This is a genomic window from Spinactinospora alkalitolerans, from assembly GCF_013408795.1.
GTDB lineage: Bacteria > Actinomycetota > Actinomycetes > Streptosporangiales > Streptosporangiaceae > Spinactinospora > Spinactinospora alkalitolerans.
Map to the genome: position 1 here is coordinate 3,858,059 of NZ_JACCCC010000001.1, position 17,109 is coordinate 3,875,167.

Sequence of the window (17,109 nt, forward strand, 5' to 3'; positions counted from 1 at the left end):
GCAGCCGACCTCGGGCCGGACCCGCGCAGGCCCCGCCGCCCGGACCGGTCGGCGCGCCCCGTCAGCCGGCCCGGCCCGCGATCGCCCCGACGACGGCCCCGGTCAGGTCGCCGATCACGACGTCGTCGGGCACCTCGGGATGGTCCAGCCACCACTCCCCCGCCGCCTGGACCATGCCGACCACCGCGTGCGCCACGATCTGGGCGCGGACGGGATCGGGGACCTGCCCTTCGGCCACCAGCATCTCGGCCAGTTCCTCGCCGAGGCGGCGCACCATCATGCCGAGGTCGCCGCGGGTCCTCGGGTCCTCGGCGGTGGCGCGGTGCATCAGGAACCGGTACAGGTTCAGGTTCTTGCGGATCATCCCGAGGTAGGCGCCGACGGTGGCGCGGGCGCGCACCCGCAGGTTCGTCCGCCCGTGGAACTCGACGCGGACCCGCTCCATCAGCGGGTCGACGTGACGTTCGGCCAGCGCCCGGTACAGGCCGCTCTTGTCGCCGAAGTGGCGGTACAGGATCGGCTTGCTGATCCCGGCTTCGACGGCGATGGCCGACATCGAGGCGTCGGGTCCGTCGCGCTGGATCACCCGGTCGGCCGCGTCCAGGATGGTGCGGCGGCGCTGCGGGTCACGGCCGCGAACGGCCCGCCCCCGCGTGCGCGCGGGGACGGGCGGCTCGGCGGACGCCGTGCCGTCGGCGGGTCGCGGTCGGCGCAGAGGCCGGTGTGCGGGATCGGGGACCACAGCGTCACACGGTAGCGCGTAGCCCCGGGATCCGCTTGAACACCGCGGTCACGGCGATGCTGATGAGCAGCACGGCGACCGTGTGACCCAGGGCCGTTGCGACCATGCCGAGGGCGTGGTCGGGGACGCCGGTGAGGTCGCGCAACTGGTAGAGCACGATCACGTGGACGAGGAACACGCCGAAACTGAGGTCGGAGAGCGTCTTGAGCCTCCGGCGGGCGGGCTCGGTGTCGCGGTCCTCGGCCGTGAACACCGGCAGGTGGGTGCCGACCGCGCGGAACAGCAGGAACGCCGCGATCGACATCACCATCACGGTGGGCGAGAGGTAGTCGTAGACGTAGTCGGCCTCGCCGCCCCATCCGCCGGTGGCGCGTGCGATGGCGCCCGCGCCCAGGGCCGTGGCCAGGATCGAGGCGACGAACACCCCGGCGGTGCCCCAGATCTGGCGGCGGGTCAGGGCGGTGTCGCGCAGCAGGTAGCCCATGACGTAGTAGCCGACGAAGGGCAGGAAGCGGGTGACGGCGTTGGGCTCGCCGATGCCGTCGAAGGCGGAGACCGCCTGGTCGACCACGCCGAGGGACGACATCATGATCGCGAACCACCACAGCGTCCGGGTGGTGGCGTGCAGGGTGATGATCCGCAGGAACGGCGTGAGCACGTACAGGCCGGCCAGCACGAACAGGAAGTACAGGTGCAGCGCCGGATTGCCCGACAGCACCTCGCGGACCGCGTCGGCGAAGCTGATGCCGCTCCAGTACAGCCGGTCCCAGGTGAGGTAGGCGATCGTCCACACGGCCAGCGGGACGCCGATCCGGGAGAACCGCCGCCGGTAGAAGACCCGCAGCCCTTCAGGGCGGGGTTTGAGCAGGAGCGCGCCGCTGATCATGATGAAGACCGGGACGCACCAGCGGATCGTGGAGTCGGCGGCGTTGGCCGTCCACCAGGTGACCGTGCCGAAGTCGGTGTACTTGGTCGTGACCACGGGCGCGAAGGCGTGCACGAGGATCACCGCGAGCATCGCGGCGACGCGGGTCATGTCCAGCCATGCGGTCTTGGCCGGGGCGGCGGGCGACGCGCCGCGTCGCTTGTCCTTCGCGGGAGCCTGGGGGGCGGACGAAGAAGAGGCGGGGGTGGTCACAGCCATGCGGGTCCCTCGGTCCAATCGACGGCGGCCGAACGCTCTCAATTGATACCATCTCGTTACCGTACGCTCAATTTTTCCCCAGGAACCGAGCAATCATTCCCAGCTTCCTCAGATTGCGGTTTGAGCTGGTGTTTTACCCCGGTCGACGCGGAACCGGGGGCGACGGCGCACGGTTGGAATCCGGAAAATAACTGCGGCAAGAGCCTCGGGAGGGCCCGAACGGCGCGCGGGCCCGCCGGATCCGGCGGGCCCGCGTCCGAGGGGCGCACGGGTGCGAGGAGAGCAGCGGCGGCGCCGACGGCACCGGACCGGCCGCGGATCAGCGGCCGATCATGATCCAGACCGCGTTGGCCGCGGCCATCACGGTGCCGTCGGCGCCGTAGAGCGCGCTGGCGGTGAACGCCTTGCGCCCCTCGACCGCCAGCAGCCGCCCCACGACGACGTGCGGCCTGCCGATCGTCGGCGGCTCGCCGACCGCGGCCGTCATCCGTCCCAGCACCATGGGCCGGCCGCTGACGTCGCTGGACCAGCCCCCGGGGCAGTCCAGCGCCGCCCAGACCATTTCGTCGGGGACCGTCGCCGCGCCCTCGGAGGCGAGTGAGGGGTGCGGCGTCCAGACGCAGGCGACCGTGTCGCACTCCGATTCGCCGGCGACGATCGGACCGGCGTGCAGCCGCAGCCCGTCACCCGGCTCCCGATCGGTCCCGCACGTGAAGCAGGTCGGGAACGGGTGGCCCGTCAGTCCGCGGAAGCGCTGCCGGGCCTCCTCGGCGACGTCGAACGGCACCGGGCCGACCCGCTCCGCCGGTTCCGGCGCGGGGACGGCCTCGGCGATCAGCGCGTCGCCGTCGAGCAGCAGCAGGCCGTCGGCGTCGCCGCGGCGCACGGCCATCGGGGTGTCCAGCGGCGGCGGTCTGCGCAGCGTCACCTCCGCGGCCGCTCCGCCGAGCCGCCGGGCGAGCAGGCCGCTGACGTAGCCGCCGTTGGCCGAGCCCGGCGGGCCGTTGAAGCGGGAGGCGGCGGTCAGTTCGGCGCGGACCTCGTCGTCCGTCGTGTCGATCATGGAAGCCAGAGTAGGCAGTGCCCCCGCTCCCCGCTGTCCCCGCCCCGGTTCTTCCCGGCACGGCGGGTGGCGCCAGGACGCCCGCCGTGCCGGAGAACGACGCCGCGGCGCCTCGGGAGTGGCGGGACCGGAGGACGAGGCCTCTCCGCCGACGGCTCCCAGGAGGCCCCGGTGGTCGAGGAGCGGGGCCGACGTCCAGGACGGCGTGCGGGGTCGCCCCGAACCACATTTATCTGTACGATCGTGCAGATATTTACCTGCACGATCGTACAGATAAATGTCGCCGAATGGCCCCACTCCCTCTTGGAGGAACCCATGACCCTGCTACTGCTCCTCGGCGCGATCCTCTCCGAGGTCATCGGCACCACCGCCACTCGCTTCTCCGAAGGGTTCACCAGGCTCGTCCCTTCAGCCATCGCCGTCACCGGCGTCGTCGGCGCCTACTACCTGCTGTCCCTGGTGCTGAAGAACGGCATGAGCATCGGGGTGGCCTACGGAATCTGGGCCGCCATGGGCGTCAGCCTGGTGGCGCTGATCGGGGCGGTCTTCCTTGGTGACGGCCTAACCTGGGTGCAGGCGGTCGGGCTGGCCCTGGTCATCAGCGGCGTCCTGGCCCTGGAACTGGGAGCCGCACATTGAGCCAATGGCACGACACCGACGGACGCCGTGCGCGCGGTGAGCGCAAGCGCGCGGAGATCATCGCGGCCGCCCTGCGCGTCGTCGAACGCGATGGCGTCGCGGGGGTCACGCATCGCACCGTGGCGCGCGAGGCCGCGGTCTCCCCCAGTGCCACCAACTACCACTTCGCGACCTTGGACGACCTGCTCGTAGCCGCTCTCACCGAAGCGGTCCGCGACTACGCCGATCAGCTCGAGGCCCTGGTCGACAGCGGATGCGACGCCATCGACGGGCTCGCCGCGCTGACCGCCGATGCCGGGGGCAGCGGGCGCGGGCGCGCCCTGGCCGAACGCGAGCTCACCCTGCTCGCGGCCCGCCGCCCCGCTCTGCGTCCCGTCGCCCGGCACTGGCGCGAAACCGTCGCCGGAGTGGCCCGGCGCCACACCCACGACCAGGTCAGGATCCAGGCCATGGTGGCCGCCGCCGACGGCGTCTGCGCGCGGGTCCTCCTTGACGACGAGAAGGTCACCGCCGCCGAGGTGCGCGCGGTGCTGCGCAGCGCGCTGGGACTGGACTGACGGTCCGCGGCCGAGCCTCGGCACCGAACTCTCCCGGAGCTCTCCCGCCTTGCCGGGAAAAGCGGGTCCGTTGCGGAGTAGAGCAGGCGCCGGATCGGCGGTTTCGACGCCGGCGGCCCGCCCTACTCCACGGCCCGGATCGGCGGAGGGGCGGCGGACCTCAGCGCACAGGCAGGCCGGTGACGCTGCGGCCGATGATGAGGCGCTGGATCTCGCTGGCGCCCTCGAAGATGGTGAAGATGGCGGCGTCGCGGTGCCAGCGCTCCACCGGGTACTCCCGGGTGTAGCCGTTGCCGCCGAGCACCCGGATGGCCTCCTGGGTGACCCAGGTGGCCGTCTCGCTGGCGAAGAGCTTGCTCATCGACCCCTCGGCCTGGCCGAACTCCTTGTTGTTGCGGCCCATCCACGCCGCGCGCCATACCATCAGCCGGGCGGCGTCGATGCGGGTGGCCATGTCGGCCAGGGTGAACGCGACCGCCTGGTTGTCGCCGATGGGCCGGCCGAACTGCTCCCGGTCCCTGGCGTAGTCGCGGGCGTACTCGAAGGCCGCCCGCGCACAGCCGACGGCCATCGCGCCCACGGCGGGCCGCGACGCCTCGAACGTCTTCATGGCCGCCTGGCCCCCCGAGCGCCCGCCCTCGCGGACCCGGGCGAGCCGCTCGTCGAGCCTGTCCTTGCCGCCGAGCAGGCACCCGCCCGGCACCCGGACGTCGTCGAGCACGACCTCGGCGGTGTGGGAGGCGCGGATGCCGTGCTTGCTGAACTTCTGGCCCTGCGACAGCCCGGGGGTGCCCGGCGGGACGACGAAGCTGGCCTGGCCGCGCGAGCCCAGCTCGGGGTCGACCGAGGCGACGACCACGTGCACGTCGGCGATGCCCCCGTTGGTGGCCCAGGTCTTGGTGCCGTTGAGCACCCACTCGTCGGCGGCCTGGTCGTAGACGGCGCGGGTGCGGATCGCGCCGACGTCGCTGCCGGCCCCCGGCTCTGAGGAGCAGAAGGCGCCGAGCTTGACGTCGTCGGCGCTGCCGAACATCTGCGGCGCCCACTCGAAGAGCTGGTCCTGGGTGCCGTTGGCGGCCACCGCGACCGCGGCCAGCGTCGTACCGGTCAGCGCCAGGCCGATGCCGGGGTCGCCCCAGTACAGCTCCTCGTAGGCCACCGGGATCCCGATACCGCTGGGCTCCAGCCACTGGTTGGCGTAGAAGTCGAGGGAGTACAGCCCGATCTTGGCGGCCTCCTGCAGGACCGGCCACGGGGTCTCCTCGCGCTCGTCCCACTCGGCCGCGGCCGGGCGGATGACGTCGCGGGCGAACTCGTGCACCCAGTCGCGGATCTCCCGGATGTCCTCGTCGGGTTCGAGGTTGAACGGAGTCGGGGCCTCGGGGGCGGGCTGTCCTGCGCTGTCGGTCATGTGTGGCACGCGTCCTTCGGTGTGGTGGCGCCCTGAGCGCTGTGCGGCCGCGGGCGGGGATCGGGGCGGGTCCGAGGAGGACCGGGCCCGTGCGCGGACGGGCCCGGCCGGCTCGGAGGTGTTCACTTGGCGCGGGCGGCGGCCGGGCGGGTGGGCGGCGCCGGCCACGCGGGTCCGGTGGCTCGGGCGCCACCAGGAGTGTTACCAACGGTAACACTGAGCCGTCCGCCCGCACAACGAGGGCCGGGGCGCATCCGCCCCGGCCCCGCAGTCCCCGCCGCGCCGGACTCAGCCGCCGGCGGCGTCGCGCCAGTAGGTCCCGAACCCCCACACGTTGCCCTCGGGGTCGCGCGCCGCGTACTCCCGAGAGCCGTACTCCTGGTCCGTGGGCGGCATGACGATCTCGGCCCCCGCGGCCCTGGCCCGGTCGTGGTGGGCGTCGGGGTCGTCGACGACCGCGAACAGCATCTGCGGCGCGGGGTCGATCGCCATCGGCCACTCGGCCGCCGCCTTGGCCGACCCCAGCATGATCGCGCCGCCGCCCAGGCTCAGCTCGGCGTGGTCGACGCGCTCCCCCTCCTCCGGGTGGCAGAAGTCGACCGTGAACCCGAACGCCTCGGTCAAAAAGCCGATGGCCGCCCGCGCGTCGCGGTAGTAGAGCACCGGGAAGACACCCGGATTTGCGGAGTTTTCCATGATGGACTCCCTCGAATCGCACAACCGATCGAGTCTGAAGCTACGCCGCGCGCCGCCCTCCGGCTTGGAAAAACGGGACCCGAAATGATTCAATCATTCAGGCATATGGCGAGATAATAATTCCAGTACGGAAGCGGGCCATGCTCTACGCCACTCCTGCCCTTGACAGCGCAGATCAGCAGGTACTCGCCGAGAGCGGAGAGATCCGGCGGGACCTGCGTCACCAGCTCGCCGAGCCGCATCGATGGGACGGGCAACTCCGGCGCAACCTGGAAGCACGCGCCGTGCAGGGCTCGAATTCGATCGAGGGGTACCACGCGACCCTGGAGGACGTGGAGTCCGTCGTGGCCGGCGAAGTCCCTTTGGAGGCCTCGGCCCAGGTCTCCCGCGAGCTGGTCGGCTACCGGCAGGCTCTGAGCTACATCCAGGTCCTGGGATGCACCCGGCACTTCCGGTACGAAGCGACCCTGCTGCACGCGCTCAACTTCATGATGATCGGTCACCACACGGGCAAGGCCCCGGGCACGCCGCGCCCCGGCTGCGTCTTCATCCGCAACGGCGCCACCGGTGAGACCGTCTACGAGGGACCGGACGCCGAACGAGTGCCCGCGCTCATGGACGAACTCGTCACCTGGCTCAACGAGGGGGACCTGGATGCGCACGTGTACGTCCGGGCGGCCATGGCGCACCTGAACCTCGTCAAGATCCACCCGTGGCGCGACGGCAACGCTCGGGGGTCCCGGGCCCTCCAGACGCTCGTGCTCGCCCGCGACGGCGTCCTGTCCCCCCAGTTCTCCTCGATCGAGGAGTGGCTCGGCGTATCCGAGAACACGGTGGACTACTACCGCGTCCTCGGTGATGTCGGCGGCCGCGAGTGGTCACCGCACCGCGACACCCACTCCTGGGTGCGCTTCTGCCTGCGCGCCCACCACATGCAGGCCCAGGCCGTCCGGCAGCGGCTGCGCGAGGCCGCCGATGTGTGGTGCCGACTCGACGAGCGGATCGAGGCCGAAGGACTGCACTCCCGGTGCGTCAGCGCGCTTTACCAGGTCTTCGTCAGCCGCCGGCTGCGCCGGGCGACCTACCAGTCCGACGAGGTCCTCAGCCCCGGTCAGGCGACCCGCGACCTCAGGGAACTGGCGAAGCGGGGGTGGCTGGCGCCCTACGGCGAGACCAAGGGGCGCTTCTACGCTCCGGGGCCGCTGATGATGGAGATCCGGGCCGATTTCGAGCGCAGGCGGGAGCCGTTGCGCGATCCCTACCGGCGCGGTTAGGGCGACGCGGGGGAGTCCCGGCGCTCGGCGCGCAGTCGGGTGGGGGTGCAGCCGGCGAGCGCGGTGAAGTCGCGGTTGAGGTGGGCCTGGTCGTAGTAGCCGCACTCGGCCGCGATGGCCGCGAGGGGCGGCGGGTCGGGGGCGAGCAGGAGGCCCTGGGCGCGGTGGAAGCGCAGCACCCGCGCCATCGTCTTGGGCGGCAGGCCCACCTCCCGGCGGAACAGCGAGGTCAGGTGGCGGCGCGAGTGGCCGGTCGCGGCGCACAGCTCGGTGACCGTGGCCCGGCCGTCGGTGCGCCGCAGCAGCGACCACGCCTGGACGACCACGGGGTGCGGGGAGGGCGCGCGCTCCAGCCACCGGAGCAGTTCGGCGTCGAGCTCGGCGAAGCGCTCCGGCCAGCCGGGCGCCTCGCCGAGCCGGGCGACCAGGGCGGCCGCGCGGGCGCCGAGCACGTCCTCCAGCGGCACGACCCGGCCGGCGAGCTCCCTGGAGGGAACGGCCAGCAGCGTGAAGGCGCCGAGCGGACTCAGGTCGATCTGCATGCCGTACTGGCGCCCGGCGTCGACGGTGAACGCCGCCTCGTCGTGCACGCCGGCGACGAAGGAGGTGACGGTGTCCACCGGCCGCTCGGGGCGCGCCACCCAGCCCACCCCGATCGGCGGCCCGAATCCGAGGATGACGGTGACCCCGCCGTGGGGCCCCTCGCGGGTCCAGACGGGTTCGCCGAGGTCGTAGCGGTAGCCGCAGTAGCCCCGCACCAGGCCGGCCAGCGCCGGGTGCGGGCGCCGCTCGACCATCTCCCGCCGGGCCCGGTCGGCGTCCGGACCGGCGTGCCCGGTTCCCGCGGTGCCGCTCACCCGACCAGTATGGCCGCGCCGGCCGCCGATGTGAACACCCGTACGAAGGAAGGGGACTACTCCGCCCCGTGCCGCTCCAGGAAGGCGTAGACGTCGGTCTCGTCCACACCGGGGAACGTGCCGGGCGGCAGCGCCGCGAGCACGTGGGAGTGGGCGCGAGCCGACGGCCACACGTTGCCCTCCCAGCGCGCGGCGAGTTCGGCGGGCGGGCGAACGCAGCATTCGCCGGTGGGGCACTCGGACTTGGTGCGGTGGGTGGTCTCGCGCCCGCGGAACCAGCGCGACTCCTTGTAGGGCACCCCGAGCGTGATCGCGAAGTTGCGCTCCCGGCTGGGGTCGACGTGGGCCACGCACCAGTGGGTGCCGTTGGGCTTGTCCGTGTACTGGTAGTAGATCGAGTAGCGGTCGGGCGAGGCGAACACCTGGCGCCCGGACCAGTAGCGGCACATCCGCTGGCCCTCGATCGCCCCGGTGTCGTCGGTGGGGAAGATCAGCCCGTCGTTCTCGTAGGCCTTGTAGATGATCCCGGTCTCGTCGTTGCGGATGAAGTGGCAGACCAGGTCGAGGTGGCGGCTGGCCAGGTTGGTGAAGCGGTGCGCGGCCATCTCGTAGGAGACGGCGTAGACGTCGCGCAGGTCCTCCACCGACAGGTCGCGGGCCTGCTTGGCCTCCTGCAGGTAGGGCGCCGCGCTGGACTCGGGGATGAGCACGGCCGCGGCGAAGTAGTTGGCCTCGACGCGCTGGCGCAGGAAGTCGGCGAAGTCGAGCGGCTGGGCGTGGCCGAGCACGAAGTGGCCGAGGGTCTGCAGCAGGATCGTGCGGGGGGTGTGCATGCCCAGCGACTCGCGTTTGAGGTAGAGCCGCCGGTTGCGGGTGTCGGTCACCGAGCGGACCGAGCGCGGCAGGTCCTGGACGTAGCGCAGCGTGAACCCGTGGTGGGTGACCATCGACAGGATCAGCCCCTGGGAGAGCGCTCCCCCGCGGTAGCCGACGGCGTCCAGGGTCTCCTGGGCGGCCTTCTCGATGGTCTCGAAGTAGTTGCCGCGCTCGCGCATCTGCCGACGCAGGTCGGCGTTGGCCCGGCGGGCCTCCTCAGGGGTGGCGGTGGGCTTGGCGCTGCGCCGCTTGAGCTCGTCGTAGAGGCCGACGATGTGCTCCAGCACGTCGTTGGGGACGCGCTTGCCGACCTTGAGGTGCGGCAGGTTCAGCGTGTGGTACACGGGGTCGCGCTGGGCCTCCTCCACCGCGATCTCCAACTGGGCGCGGCGGCTGGGCGGCTGGCGGGAGAGCAGCTCCTCCACCGAGACGCCGAGCGCCTTGGCCAGCGAGGTGAGCAGGGACAGCTTCGGCTCGCGCTTGCCGTTCTCCAGCAGCGATAGCTGGGACGGGGCACGGCCGACGCGTTCGCCCAGATCGGACAGTGTCATCCCGCGCGCACGACGGAGGTGGCGGAGCCGCTGACCAAACGTGACGAGATCCAGGTCACTGGGCAAAGTCGGTATTTCTTCGGTCCCAAAGTACGCCATGCGTTCATCTTAGAGAAAGAATCGAAGATCTTCATCAGGAATCGGCTCGAAAAACCCTGGATCTTTGCGAAGAATCATAGTTACCGGCGGGGAACAAACCGCCGGGATCGCCTCAGCACCGGCTGACCGGGGCTACGGCGGTCCCGTACGGGGGATCTCCAGCCGGCGAACTTTCCAGGGGACGAACTCGAAGGCGGGAAGAGACCATGAGCATCACCGGTCGTCAGCAGGAAGCCAGCGCCGCGCTCCAACGAGAGTGGGAGACCGACAAGCGCTGGGCCGACATCGAGCGCACGTACTCCGCCGAGGACGTGGTCCGGCTGCGCGGATCGGTCACCGAGGAGCACACGCTGGCCCGCCGCGGCGCCGAGCGCCTGTGGGACCTGCTGCACACCGAGGACTACGTCAACTCGCTGGGCGCCCTCACCGGCAACCAGGCCGTCCAGCAGGTCCGCGCGGGCCTGAAGGCCATCTACCTCTCCGGCTGGCAGGTCGCCGCCGATGCCAACATGGCCGGCCAGACCTACCCCGACCAGAGCCTCTACCCGGCCAACTCGGTCCCGCAGGTCGTGCGCCGCATCAACAACGCCCTGCTGCGCGCCGACCAGATCACCTGGTCCGAGGGCGACGAGGACGCGCCGCACTGGCTCGCGCCGATCGTCGCCGACGCCGAGGCCGGCTTCGGCGGCGTCCTCAACGCCTTCGAGCTGATGAAGGGCATGATCGCGGCCGGAGCGGCGGGCGTGCACTGGGAGGACCAGCTCGCCTCCGAGAAGAAGTGCGGCCACCTGGGCGGCAAGGTCCTCATCCCGACCGGCCAGCACATCAAGACGCTGAGCGCCGCGCGCCTGGCCGCCGACGTCGCCGGCGTCCCGAGCCTGGTCGTCGCGCGCACCGACGCGCAGGCCGCCACGCTCATCACCAGCGACGTCGACGAGCGCGACCAGCCGTTCATCACCGGTGAGCGCACCGGCGAGGGCTTCTACCGGGTCCGCAACGGCCTGGAGTCCTGCGTCGCCCGCGGCCTGGCCTACGCGCCCTACTCCGACCTGCTGTGGATGGAGACCTCGACGCCGGACCTGGAGGTCGCGCGCCAGTTCGCCGAGCGGATCAAGGCCGAGTACCCCGACCAGATGCTCGCCTACAACTGCTCGCCGTCGTTCAACTGGAAGCGGCACCTGGACGACTCCACCATCGCCAAGTTCCAGCGCGAGCTCGGCCACATGGGCTACAAGTTCCAGTTCATCACCCTGGCCGGCTTCCACTCGCTGAACCACTCCATGTTCGACCTGGCCAAGGGCTACGCGGAGAGCGGCATGAGCGCCTACGTCGAACTGCAGGAGGCGGAGTTCGCCAACGAGGCCGCCGGCTACACCGCCACCCGGCACCAGCGCGAGGTCGGCACCGGCTACTTCGACCAGGTCAGCACCGCGATCACGCCGGACGCCTCCACCACGGCCCTCACCGGCTCCACCGAAGAGGACCAGTTCTCAGCGGCTCACTGACGTCCTGGACCTCTTCGTTCCTGATGGCGGCCCGCCCTGCTTTCGTGGCTGGGGCGCGGCGGGCCGCCGTCCTCCCGCCGCCGGCCTCGCGGATTCGTGTCACCCGCGAGGCCGGCGGTTCGTCGTGGGCGGACCGCGGCGGCGCAGACGACCGGGATAACCGGGAGCGGCCGCGGGTAGTCGGGAGGCGACCGGGAAAAGCCGGTGGCGCCGCCGCACGGCCGCCACCGCCCGAGCGACTCGACGAGGGAGCGACCCATGCGCATCATCGACGACCTTCCCGCGCTGCCGCGCCGCCTGGCCGCCGCCGGCCTGATCGCCGCGCTCGCCTTCGGCCCCCTGGCCGCCTGCAACGACACCGAGGACGACGGCGACCAGGACGAGGTCGAGCAGGAGGACGGCGGCGGCGGTTACGGCGGAATGGACGGAGAGGAGCAGGGAGAGCAGGACGGCGGGGACCAGGACGACCAGCAGGGAGAGCAGGACGGCGGGGACCAGGACGACGAGGAGGGCGAGGAGGACGACGACTGATCCGCGGCCTCCCCCGCCGGCGCGGACGGGTGCGGCGCGGGGCCCACCCGCGCCGCACGCGTCCGCGCAGCGGTGCGATGATCGCTTCCATGGCCGATCCCAAGCCCGAATCGCAGGCCGAATCGCAGCCCGGCCCCGAGGCCGCCCTCCAGGCCCCCTCGTCCGAGACGCCGTCCGCGCGACCCGCGCCGCAGCGGCGGGACCCGGGCTCCGCCTCCGCCGCGCCGCTGACGCCCGGCCTCATCAAGGCGGAGATCCTGTGCGTGCTCGCGCTGTCGCTGGGCGCCGCCGCCGTCTCCGCGGCGATCTCGTTCCTCGGAGCGGTCACCGCGCCGGGAGGGCTGGCCCAGCAGAGCGCGAGCCTGGTGGACCCGCAGGCCGCCGCGGAGTGGCCCTGGCTGGACCTGTCCCGCCAGGTGTACTCGCTGGTCTTCGCCTTCGCGCCCGTGGCGCTGGTGCTGTATCTGCTGCGCCGCAGCCACCAGTCGGCCCGCACCATCGGGTTCGACCTGCGCCGCCCCGGCCACGACCTCCTCACGGGCCCCGGCCTGGCCGCCCTCATCGGGTGCGGCGGGCTCGCGGTCTACGTGGTCTCCTGGCAGCTGGGCATGACCGTGACGGTGCGGCCCAGCACCCTGGAGGAGCACTGGTGGCAGTTGCCCGTCCTGATCCTGCAGGCCGTCAAGAACGGCGTGCTGGAGGAGGTCATCGTGGTGGGCTACCTGATGCTGCGCCTGGACCAGCTCGGCTGGTCGCCGGTGCGGGCCGCCGTGGCGAGCTCGGTGCTGCGCGCCTTCTACCACCTGTACCAGGGGGTGGGGATGTTCTTCGGCAACCTCGTGATGGGTCTGGTGTTCTGCTGGTTCTACCGCCGATACGGCCGGGTGATGCCGCTGGTGATCGCGCACTCCGTCATCGACATCGTGGCGTTCGCCGGGGCGGTCTACCTGATCGGTGAGGTGAGCTGGCTGCCGGGCGGATGAGCGGGCGGGACCGGACTCACCCGGCCCCCGTGGAGCCGGCCGCCGGGGCGGCCTCCCGCATGGCCGGCGCGTCCTCCAGGTGGCGCGGGCGGCCCAGGAGCATGCCGACGCCCAGGTTGAGCAGCGCCGTGGCGAGGAGCATGGCCAGCGGTGCGCGCCAGTCGCCGGTGAGCTCGTGCAGCAGGCCGAACAGGAAAGGGCCGGTTCCGGCCATCAGGTAGCCGAGACTCTGGCTGACCGCCGACATCGCCGCGGTCGCCGACGCGGTGCGGGTGCGCACCGCGAAGAAGGTGAGGGCCAGCGGGAAGGTCCCCATCCCGATGCCGATCAGGGTCGCCCACAGCCACACGCCCTGCAGCGGAGCGACCCACAGGCCGCCGAATCCGGCGACGTAGCAGACGAAGAAGAACACGATGAAGCCGCGGTGGTCGCGCACCCTGGCCATGAGCCCCGGCAGCACGAGCGAGGTCGGGATGGACAGTGCGGTCAGGTAGGACAGCGCGACGCCCGCGGTCGTGGCGTCCATCCCGCTGTCGCGCAGCAGCTGCGCGAACCAGCCGAACATGATGTAGGCGATCGTGGACTGGGTGCCGAAGAAGACGACGCTCTGCCAGCCCATGGCGGTGCGCAGCACCCGGCCGATGCCCAGGGACTGCCCCGCGGCGGCACGGGGCGGCTCGTGCCGCAGCACCGCGATCCACGGGACGGCGGCGATCAGCCCGAAGACCGCGTAGCAGCCGAGGGCGACGTGCCAGTTCCCGCCCGTGGCCTGGGTGATGGGAACGGTGCCGGCCGCCGCCATGGTGGTCCCCAGCGCCAGTCCGGTGGTGTAGAGGGTGGTCATCGCGCCGACGCGGTGCGGGAAGTGCTGCTTGACCAGGGTCGGCAGCAGCACGTTGCCCATGGCTCCTCCGGACAGCGCCAGCGCGCTCAGGGCGAGGAAGAGCCACTGGTCCTGGACCAGGACGCGGCTGCCCAGGCCGGCGGTGAGCGCGAGCAGCGCGGCCAGCAGGACGTGGTGCTCGCCGAACCGGCGGATGAGGGCCGGGGTGAGGGCTCCGAACGCGGCGAAGCAGAGCACGGGCAGCGTGGTCAGCAGCCCCGCCATCGCGCCGGACATGCCGAGGTCCCCGGTGATCTCGTCGAGCACCGGACCGACGCTGGTGATCGCGGTGCGCAGGTTGACGGCCGCGAGCCCGACACCGGCCACCAGCAGCCACGTCACACGGCGGGGACGCCCGCCCCGAGAGGGTCCACGCACGTCCCCGGACCTCCCAGTCCTCTCCCCACCCGCCATGGGCACGGCCGTCACTTCCACCACACATCCGTTGAAAAAATCGCTGTACAGGCATCCGTTGAAAACTCGCTGTACAGGCATCCGTTGAGAAACCCGCTGTACGGGCCATCACCGAAGAACCCGCTGCACGCGCATCCATGAGGAGTCTGCTGCGCAGACATTCATAGGATGACCCGATGTAGATTCCGAGGATAACGCAGAACCGGGGGTCGGCGCGGGCCGCGGCGCCGGGGCGCTCCCGCGGCGGACCGCCGTATCGGCGCCGGAGAACCATGTCTTGGCCATGAGAGGACCATGCCTTGGGCAAGACTGGTCTAAGCTCCCGCTTTAACCGACTTCACAAACCGACTCCGTACCCTATGGCTCACCGGAACGGCCAGCATCCGCAGGAGGTAAGCCCGTGCCCCTCGCTTCGACGCGTCGAACGGGACTCGTCGACCAGGTCATCAGCCAGTTGAGAACCCAGATCGATTCTGGCGAGTGGTCGGTCGGCGACCGCATCCCCACCGAGTCCGAGCTCTCCGAGCAACTGGAGGTCGGGCGCAACACCGTCCGCGAGGCGGTCCGCGCGCTCGCCCACGCCGGACTGCTGGAGATCCGCCAGGGGGCCGGCACGTTCGTGCGCGCCTCCAGCGAGCTCGGCGGAGCACTGCGCCGCAGGCTGGAGCGGTCCCGGCTGCGCGAGAACCTCGAGGTCCGGCGCGCACTGGAGATGGAGGCCGCGCGCCTGGCCGCCCTGCGCCACACCGACACCGACATGGCCGACATCGACACCGCGATGGGGCTGCGCGACGCCGCCTGGCGCGAGCGTGACATGGCGGCCTTCGTCGAGTCCGACTTCACCTTCCACCGCGCGGTCGTCAACGCCACGCACAATTCGCTGCTCATCGAGCTCTACGACGACATCGCGCAGGTGGTCTACGACAGCATCGCGCACACCGCCCACGAGGAGCCCGCCCAGGACGAGGGCATCGACCACCGCGGACTGGCCGAGGCCATCCGGGCCGGCGACCCCGAGCGCGCGATGCGCGAGGCCGCCTGCTACCTCGACGAACTGCTGACGCTGACCCAGGACTGAACCGGGGCCGACGCGGCACCGCCCTCAGCGACCCGAGGAGACGGCGGCGGCGGCGCGGCCGCTCCCGCTATCCGGTCCGCTCCTGCGCAAGCCGCAGAGGCCGACTCAGCGGCTCTCCGGCACTCGACCGTCGAGGTTTCGCGGTCCCGGTTCAGGGATGGCTCCTGTCCCAGGGTGAGGCCCGCCCCAAGAGAAGTGGAAGAGACCTCGACCCCAGGAGGTCTTAAAGGCCCGCCCCAAGAGAGATGGAAGAAGCCTTGACCCCAGGGGGTCGTGAAGGCCCGCCCCAGGAGGGAGGGCGTGCGGGTGGGCGATTCTCTCGCGTGGCCGAAGGTCCCTAGACGGAAATCGCCTCACGCGCGCGAGGCGCACGCCGACGCCGTGAACGCGGGACGGCACCGCGGTTTCGGCCCGGCGCCCACGGCGGCGGTGTGCGGTTGTGTCCTCGGGCCGGGGTTCAAACCCTGTGGCCGGTGTCTCACGCCCTCGGTGGCCGAGGCGAGCGGGCACGGCGGCCCGCGCCCTCACCGCGCACCGAAACCACGGTCGCGCCCTGGCGCCCACGGTGGCGGCGTGGGCGGCGCGGCGCCGGGGCGATCCCTGTAGGGGCCTTCGGCCACGCGAGAGGATCGCCCGGTCACCGCGGATCCCTCCTTGGGCTGAGCTTCAAGCCCTCGGTGGTCGAGGTTGAACCTCAAGGTCAGGATCGGCTGGGGTTTTCCGGTGCGCGAGAGGATCGCCCGGTCACCGCGGACTCCTCCTCCGACCGAGGTCAAAGCCCCCCGACGGCCGAAGGACCTCGGGCACGGCGCCCGCCGCGGCCGGGACCTCGTCTTCGGCGGACCGCTACGGGAGCGCGTCCTCGGCGGGCAGCAGCAGGCTGGTCCCGGTGCGCCACATGACGTCGAGCAGTTCCTCGCGCGGCGGTTCGGCGGGGCCGCTCAGCGCCTGGGCCATGAGTTCCCGGAAGGCCCCGAGGATCGCGGCCGCGGCGAAGCGCGGCCGGATCGCGGTGTCCAGCTCTCCCCCGCGCTGCCCCCTCGCGATGCCGCGGGCGGCGATGTCGACCTGGCGCGCCAGGCGTTCGGCGTCGGCCTGGGCCGCGGCCGGCTCGCGCAGTCGGCGCCCGATGATGACCCTGCCCAGCGCGTCGTCGCACAGGAAGTCGATCTCGCGGCGGAGCCGGAGGTGCTCGGTGACCAGCCAGCCGACCCCGGCGTCGATGCGGGTGGTGAACACGGTCTCGTCGTAGCTGTCGTAGAACTCGTTGACGACGGCGCTGACCAGGCCGTCCTTGCTGCCGAAGTAGCGGTAGAGCAGTCCGACCGAGACCTCCGTGCGGTCGGCCACGTTGGCCACCTCCAGGACGCCGTCACCGGCCAGGATCTCCGCGCGCGCGGCCGCCATCAGCCGTCTGCGGGTCGCGGCGCCGCGCGCCGACAGCCCGTGCCGCCGCTGCGCGCCCCGATCGCGCTCCCGTTCCGGCGGCTCCGGCGGTGCGGGACGGTCCGCGGTCTGGCCCATGCGTCCTCCTGAGCACAACGGTGCGGCGTCGGTGATCTTCCCTGCGCACAAAGTCTGCCGCCCCACCGGGGGCCGCGTCCGCCGGTGGCCGGAATTCCCGCGCACGCGGCCTGCTCCGGCCACTCCCCGGCCGCCCGTCCGGCCATTCACTCGGCCGGTCGCCCTGGTCGCCGGGCCCTCCTCAGCGGTCCCGGATCGGCGGGAGCGGGGCGCGGGAGCCGGGGAGACCGTGATCGACGTCACCGGCCGCCGCGTCCCGTGCTAGGGTCTTTGCTTCGCGGC

The 17,109-nt window shown here is 71.9% G+C and carries 16 protein-coding genes; 7 read left to right on the top strand and 9 right to left on the bottom strand.

The window, feature by feature from the left end:
• Positions 1-61 precede the first annotated feature (61 nt).
• The 3 genes from HDA32_RS17100 to HDA32_RS17110 all read right to left on the bottom strand — a co-directional run bounded on the left by HDA32_RS17100 (position 62) and on the right by HDA32_RS17110 (position 2,949).
• Positions 62-715 (bottom strand): TetR/AcrR family transcriptional regulator, encoded by a 654-nt coding sequence (locus HDA32_RS17100; RefSeq protein WP_179646751.1) that lies wholly within the window; start codon positions 713-715, stop codon positions 62-64.
• Positions 716-746: 31 nt separating this feature from the next.
• Positions 747-1,886, bottom strand: coding sequence for an acyltransferase (locus HDA32_RS17105; RefSeq protein WP_246334396.1), 1,140 nt, complete (start codon positions 1,884-1,886; stop codon positions 747-749).
• Between the two features lie 319 nt (positions 1,887-2,205).
• Positions 2,206-2,949 carry a hypothetical protein gene (locus HDA32_RS17110; protein ID WP_179644143.1) on the bottom strand — a complete coding sequence of 248 codons (744 nt, stop codon included), beginning with the start codon at positions 2,947-2,949 and terminating at the stop codon, positions 2,206-2,208.
• Between the two features lie 315 nt (positions 2,950-3,264).
• Between HDA32_RS17110 and HDA32_RS17115 the strand changes: the two genes are divergently transcribed.
• Positions 3,265-3,588, top strand: coding sequence for a DMT family transporter (locus HDA32_RS17115; protein ID WP_179644144.1), 324 nt, complete (start codon positions 3,265-3,267; stop codon positions 3,586-3,588).
• Positions 3,585-4,145 carry a TetR/AcrR family transcriptional regulator gene (locus HDA32_RS17120; RefSeq protein ID WP_179644145.1) on the top strand — a complete coding sequence of 187 codons (561 nt, stop codon included), beginning with the start codon at positions 3,585-3,587 and terminating at the stop codon, positions 4,143-4,145. The genes HDA32_RS17115 and HDA32_RS17120 overlap by 4 nt, the downstream gene beginning before the upstream one ends.
• 160 nt (positions 4,146-4,305) lie before the next feature.
• Here HDA32_RS17120 and HDA32_RS17125 read toward each other — a convergent pair whose 3' ends face one another.
• Together HDA32_RS17125 and HDA32_RS17130 are read right to left on the bottom strand one after the other, a co-directional pair.
• A complete protein-coding gene (locus tag HDA32_RS17125; RefSeq protein ID WP_179644146.1) occupies positions 4,306-5,556 on the bottom strand; it encodes an acyl-CoA dehydrogenase family protein in 1,251 nt (416 codons plus the stop codon).
• Positions 5,557-5,844: 288 nt separating this feature from the next.
• Positions 5,845-6,252, bottom strand: a complete 408-nt coding sequence (locus tag HDA32_RS17130) for a VOC family protein (RefSeq protein ID WP_179644147.1) — start codon at positions 6,250-6,252, stop codon at positions 5,845-5,847.
• 140 nt (positions 6,253-6,392) lie between these two features.
• On the opposite strand from HDA32_RS17130, the gene HDA32_RS17135 reads away from it, so the two are divergent.
• Positions 6,393-7,526, top strand: coding sequence for a Fic family protein (locus HDA32_RS17135; protein ID WP_179644148.1), 1,134 nt, complete (start codon positions 6,393-6,395; stop codon positions 7,524-7,526).
• Here HDA32_RS17135 and HDA32_RS31850 read toward each other — a convergent pair.
• Together HDA32_RS31850 and HDA32_RS17145 are read right to left on the bottom strand one after the other, a co-directional pair.
• On the bottom strand, positions 7,523-8,383 hold the full coding sequence (locus tag HDA32_RS31850; protein ID WP_179644149.1) for a helix-turn-helix domain-containing protein: 861 nt from the start codon (positions 8,381-8,383) through the stop codon (positions 7,523-7,525). The genes HDA32_RS17135 and HDA32_RS31850 overlap by 4 nt on opposite strands.
• Before the next feature lie 56 nt (positions 8,384-8,439).
• Positions 8,440-9,876 carry a helix-turn-helix transcriptional regulator gene (locus tag HDA32_RS17145; protein ID WP_179644150.1) on the bottom strand — a complete coding sequence of 479 codons (1,437 nt, stop codon included), beginning with the start codon at positions 9,874-9,876 and terminating at the stop codon, positions 8,440-8,442.
• A gap of 239 nt (positions 9,877-10,115) precedes the next feature.
• On the opposite strand from HDA32_RS17145, the gene aceA reads away from it, so the two are divergent.
• The 3 genes from aceA (at position 10,116) to HDA32_RS17160 (ending at position 12,928) form a co-directional block, all read left to right on the top strand.
• Complete coding sequence (gene aceA, locus HDA32_RS17150; protein WP_179644151.1) at positions 10,116-11,414, top strand: isocitrate lyase; 1,299 nt, start codon at positions 10,116-10,118, stop codon at positions 11,412-11,414.
• 258 nt (positions 11,415-11,672) lie between these two features.
• Positions 11,673-11,945 (top strand): hypothetical protein, encoded by a 273-nt coding sequence (locus HDA32_RS17155; RefSeq protein WP_179644152.1) that lies wholly within the window; start codon positions 11,673-11,675, stop codon positions 11,943-11,945.
• Positions 11,946-12,034: 89 nt separating this feature from the next.
• Positions 12,035-12,928 carry a CPBP family intramembrane glutamic endopeptidase gene (locus HDA32_RS17160; protein ID WP_179644153.1) on the top strand — a complete coding sequence of 298 codons (894 nt, stop codon included), beginning with the start codon at positions 12,035-12,037 and terminating at the stop codon, positions 12,926-12,928.
• A gap of 16 nt (positions 12,929-12,944) precedes the next feature.
• Here the strand turns inward: HDA32_RS17160 and HDA32_RS17165 are convergent, their stop codons facing one another.
• Complete coding sequence (locus tag HDA32_RS17165) at positions 12,945-14,225, bottom strand: CynX/NimT family MFS transporter (RefSeq protein ID WP_179646753.1); 1,281 nt, start codon at positions 14,223-14,225, stop codon at positions 12,945-12,947.
• Between the two features lie 400 nt (positions 14,226-14,625).
• On the opposite strand from HDA32_RS17165, the gene HDA32_RS17170 reads away from it, so the two are divergent.
• Positions 14,626-15,303 carry a FadR/GntR family transcriptional regulator gene (locus HDA32_RS17170; RefSeq protein ID WP_179644154.1) on the top strand — a complete coding sequence of 226 codons (678 nt, stop codon included), beginning with the start codon at positions 14,626-14,628 and terminating at the stop codon, positions 15,301-15,303.
• Between the two features lie 846 nt (positions 15,304-16,149).
• On the opposite strand, the gene HDA32_RS17175 is transcribed toward HDA32_RS17170, so the two are convergent.
• Positions 16,150-16,827, bottom strand: coding sequence for a TetR/AcrR family transcriptional regulator (locus HDA32_RS17175; RefSeq protein WP_179644155.1), 678 nt, complete (start codon positions 16,825-16,827; stop codon positions 16,150-16,152).
• Positions 16,828-17,109 lie beyond the last annotated feature (282 nt).

Bases quoted from the DNA above. Each gene is read 5' to 3' on its own strand.
- HDA32_RS17110 (WP_179644143.1), bottom strand. From the start codon at position 2,949: ATGATCGACACGACGGACGACGAGGTCCGCGCCGAACTGACCGCCGCC.
- HDA32_RS17130 (WP_179644147.1), bottom strand. From the start codon at position 6,252: ATGGAAAACTCCGCAAATCCGGGTGTCTTCCCGGTGCTCTACTACCGC.
- HDA32_RS17160 (WP_179644153.1), top strand. From the start codon at position 12,035: ATGGCCGATCCCAAGCCCGAATCGCAGGCCGAATCGCAGCCCGGCCCC.
- HDA32_RS17115 (WP_179644144.1), top strand. From the start codon at position 3,265: ATGACCCTGCTACTGCTCCTCGGCGCGATCCTCTCCGAGGTCATCGGC.
- HDA32_RS17135 (WP_179644148.1), top strand. From the start codon at position 6,393: ATGCTCTACGCCACTCCTGCCCTTGACAGCGCAGATCAGCAGGTACTC.
- HDA32_RS17175 (WP_179644155.1), bottom strand. From the start codon at position 16,827: ATGGGCCAGACCGCGGACCGTCCCGCACCGCCGGAGCCGCCGGAACGG.
- HDA32_RS17105 (WP_246334396.1), bottom strand. From the start codon at position 1,886: ATGGCTGTGACCACCCCCGCCTCTTCTTCGTCCGCCCCCCAGGCTCCC.
- HDA32_RS17165 (WP_179646753.1), bottom strand. From the start codon at position 14,225: ATGGCGGGTGGGGAGAGGACTGGGAGGTCCGGGGACGTGCGTGGACCC.
- HDA32_RS17155 (WP_179644152.1), top strand. From the start codon at position 11,673: ATGCGCATCATCGACGACCTTCCCGCGCTGCCGCGCCGCCTGGCCGCC.
- aceA (WP_179644151.1), top strand. From the start codon at position 10,116: ATGAGCATCACCGGTCGTCAGCAGGAAGCCAGCGCCGCGCTCCAACGA.
- HDA32_RS17125 (WP_179644146.1), bottom strand. From the start codon at position 5,556: ATGACCGACAGCGCAGGACAGCCCGCCCCCGAGGCCCCGACTCCGTTC.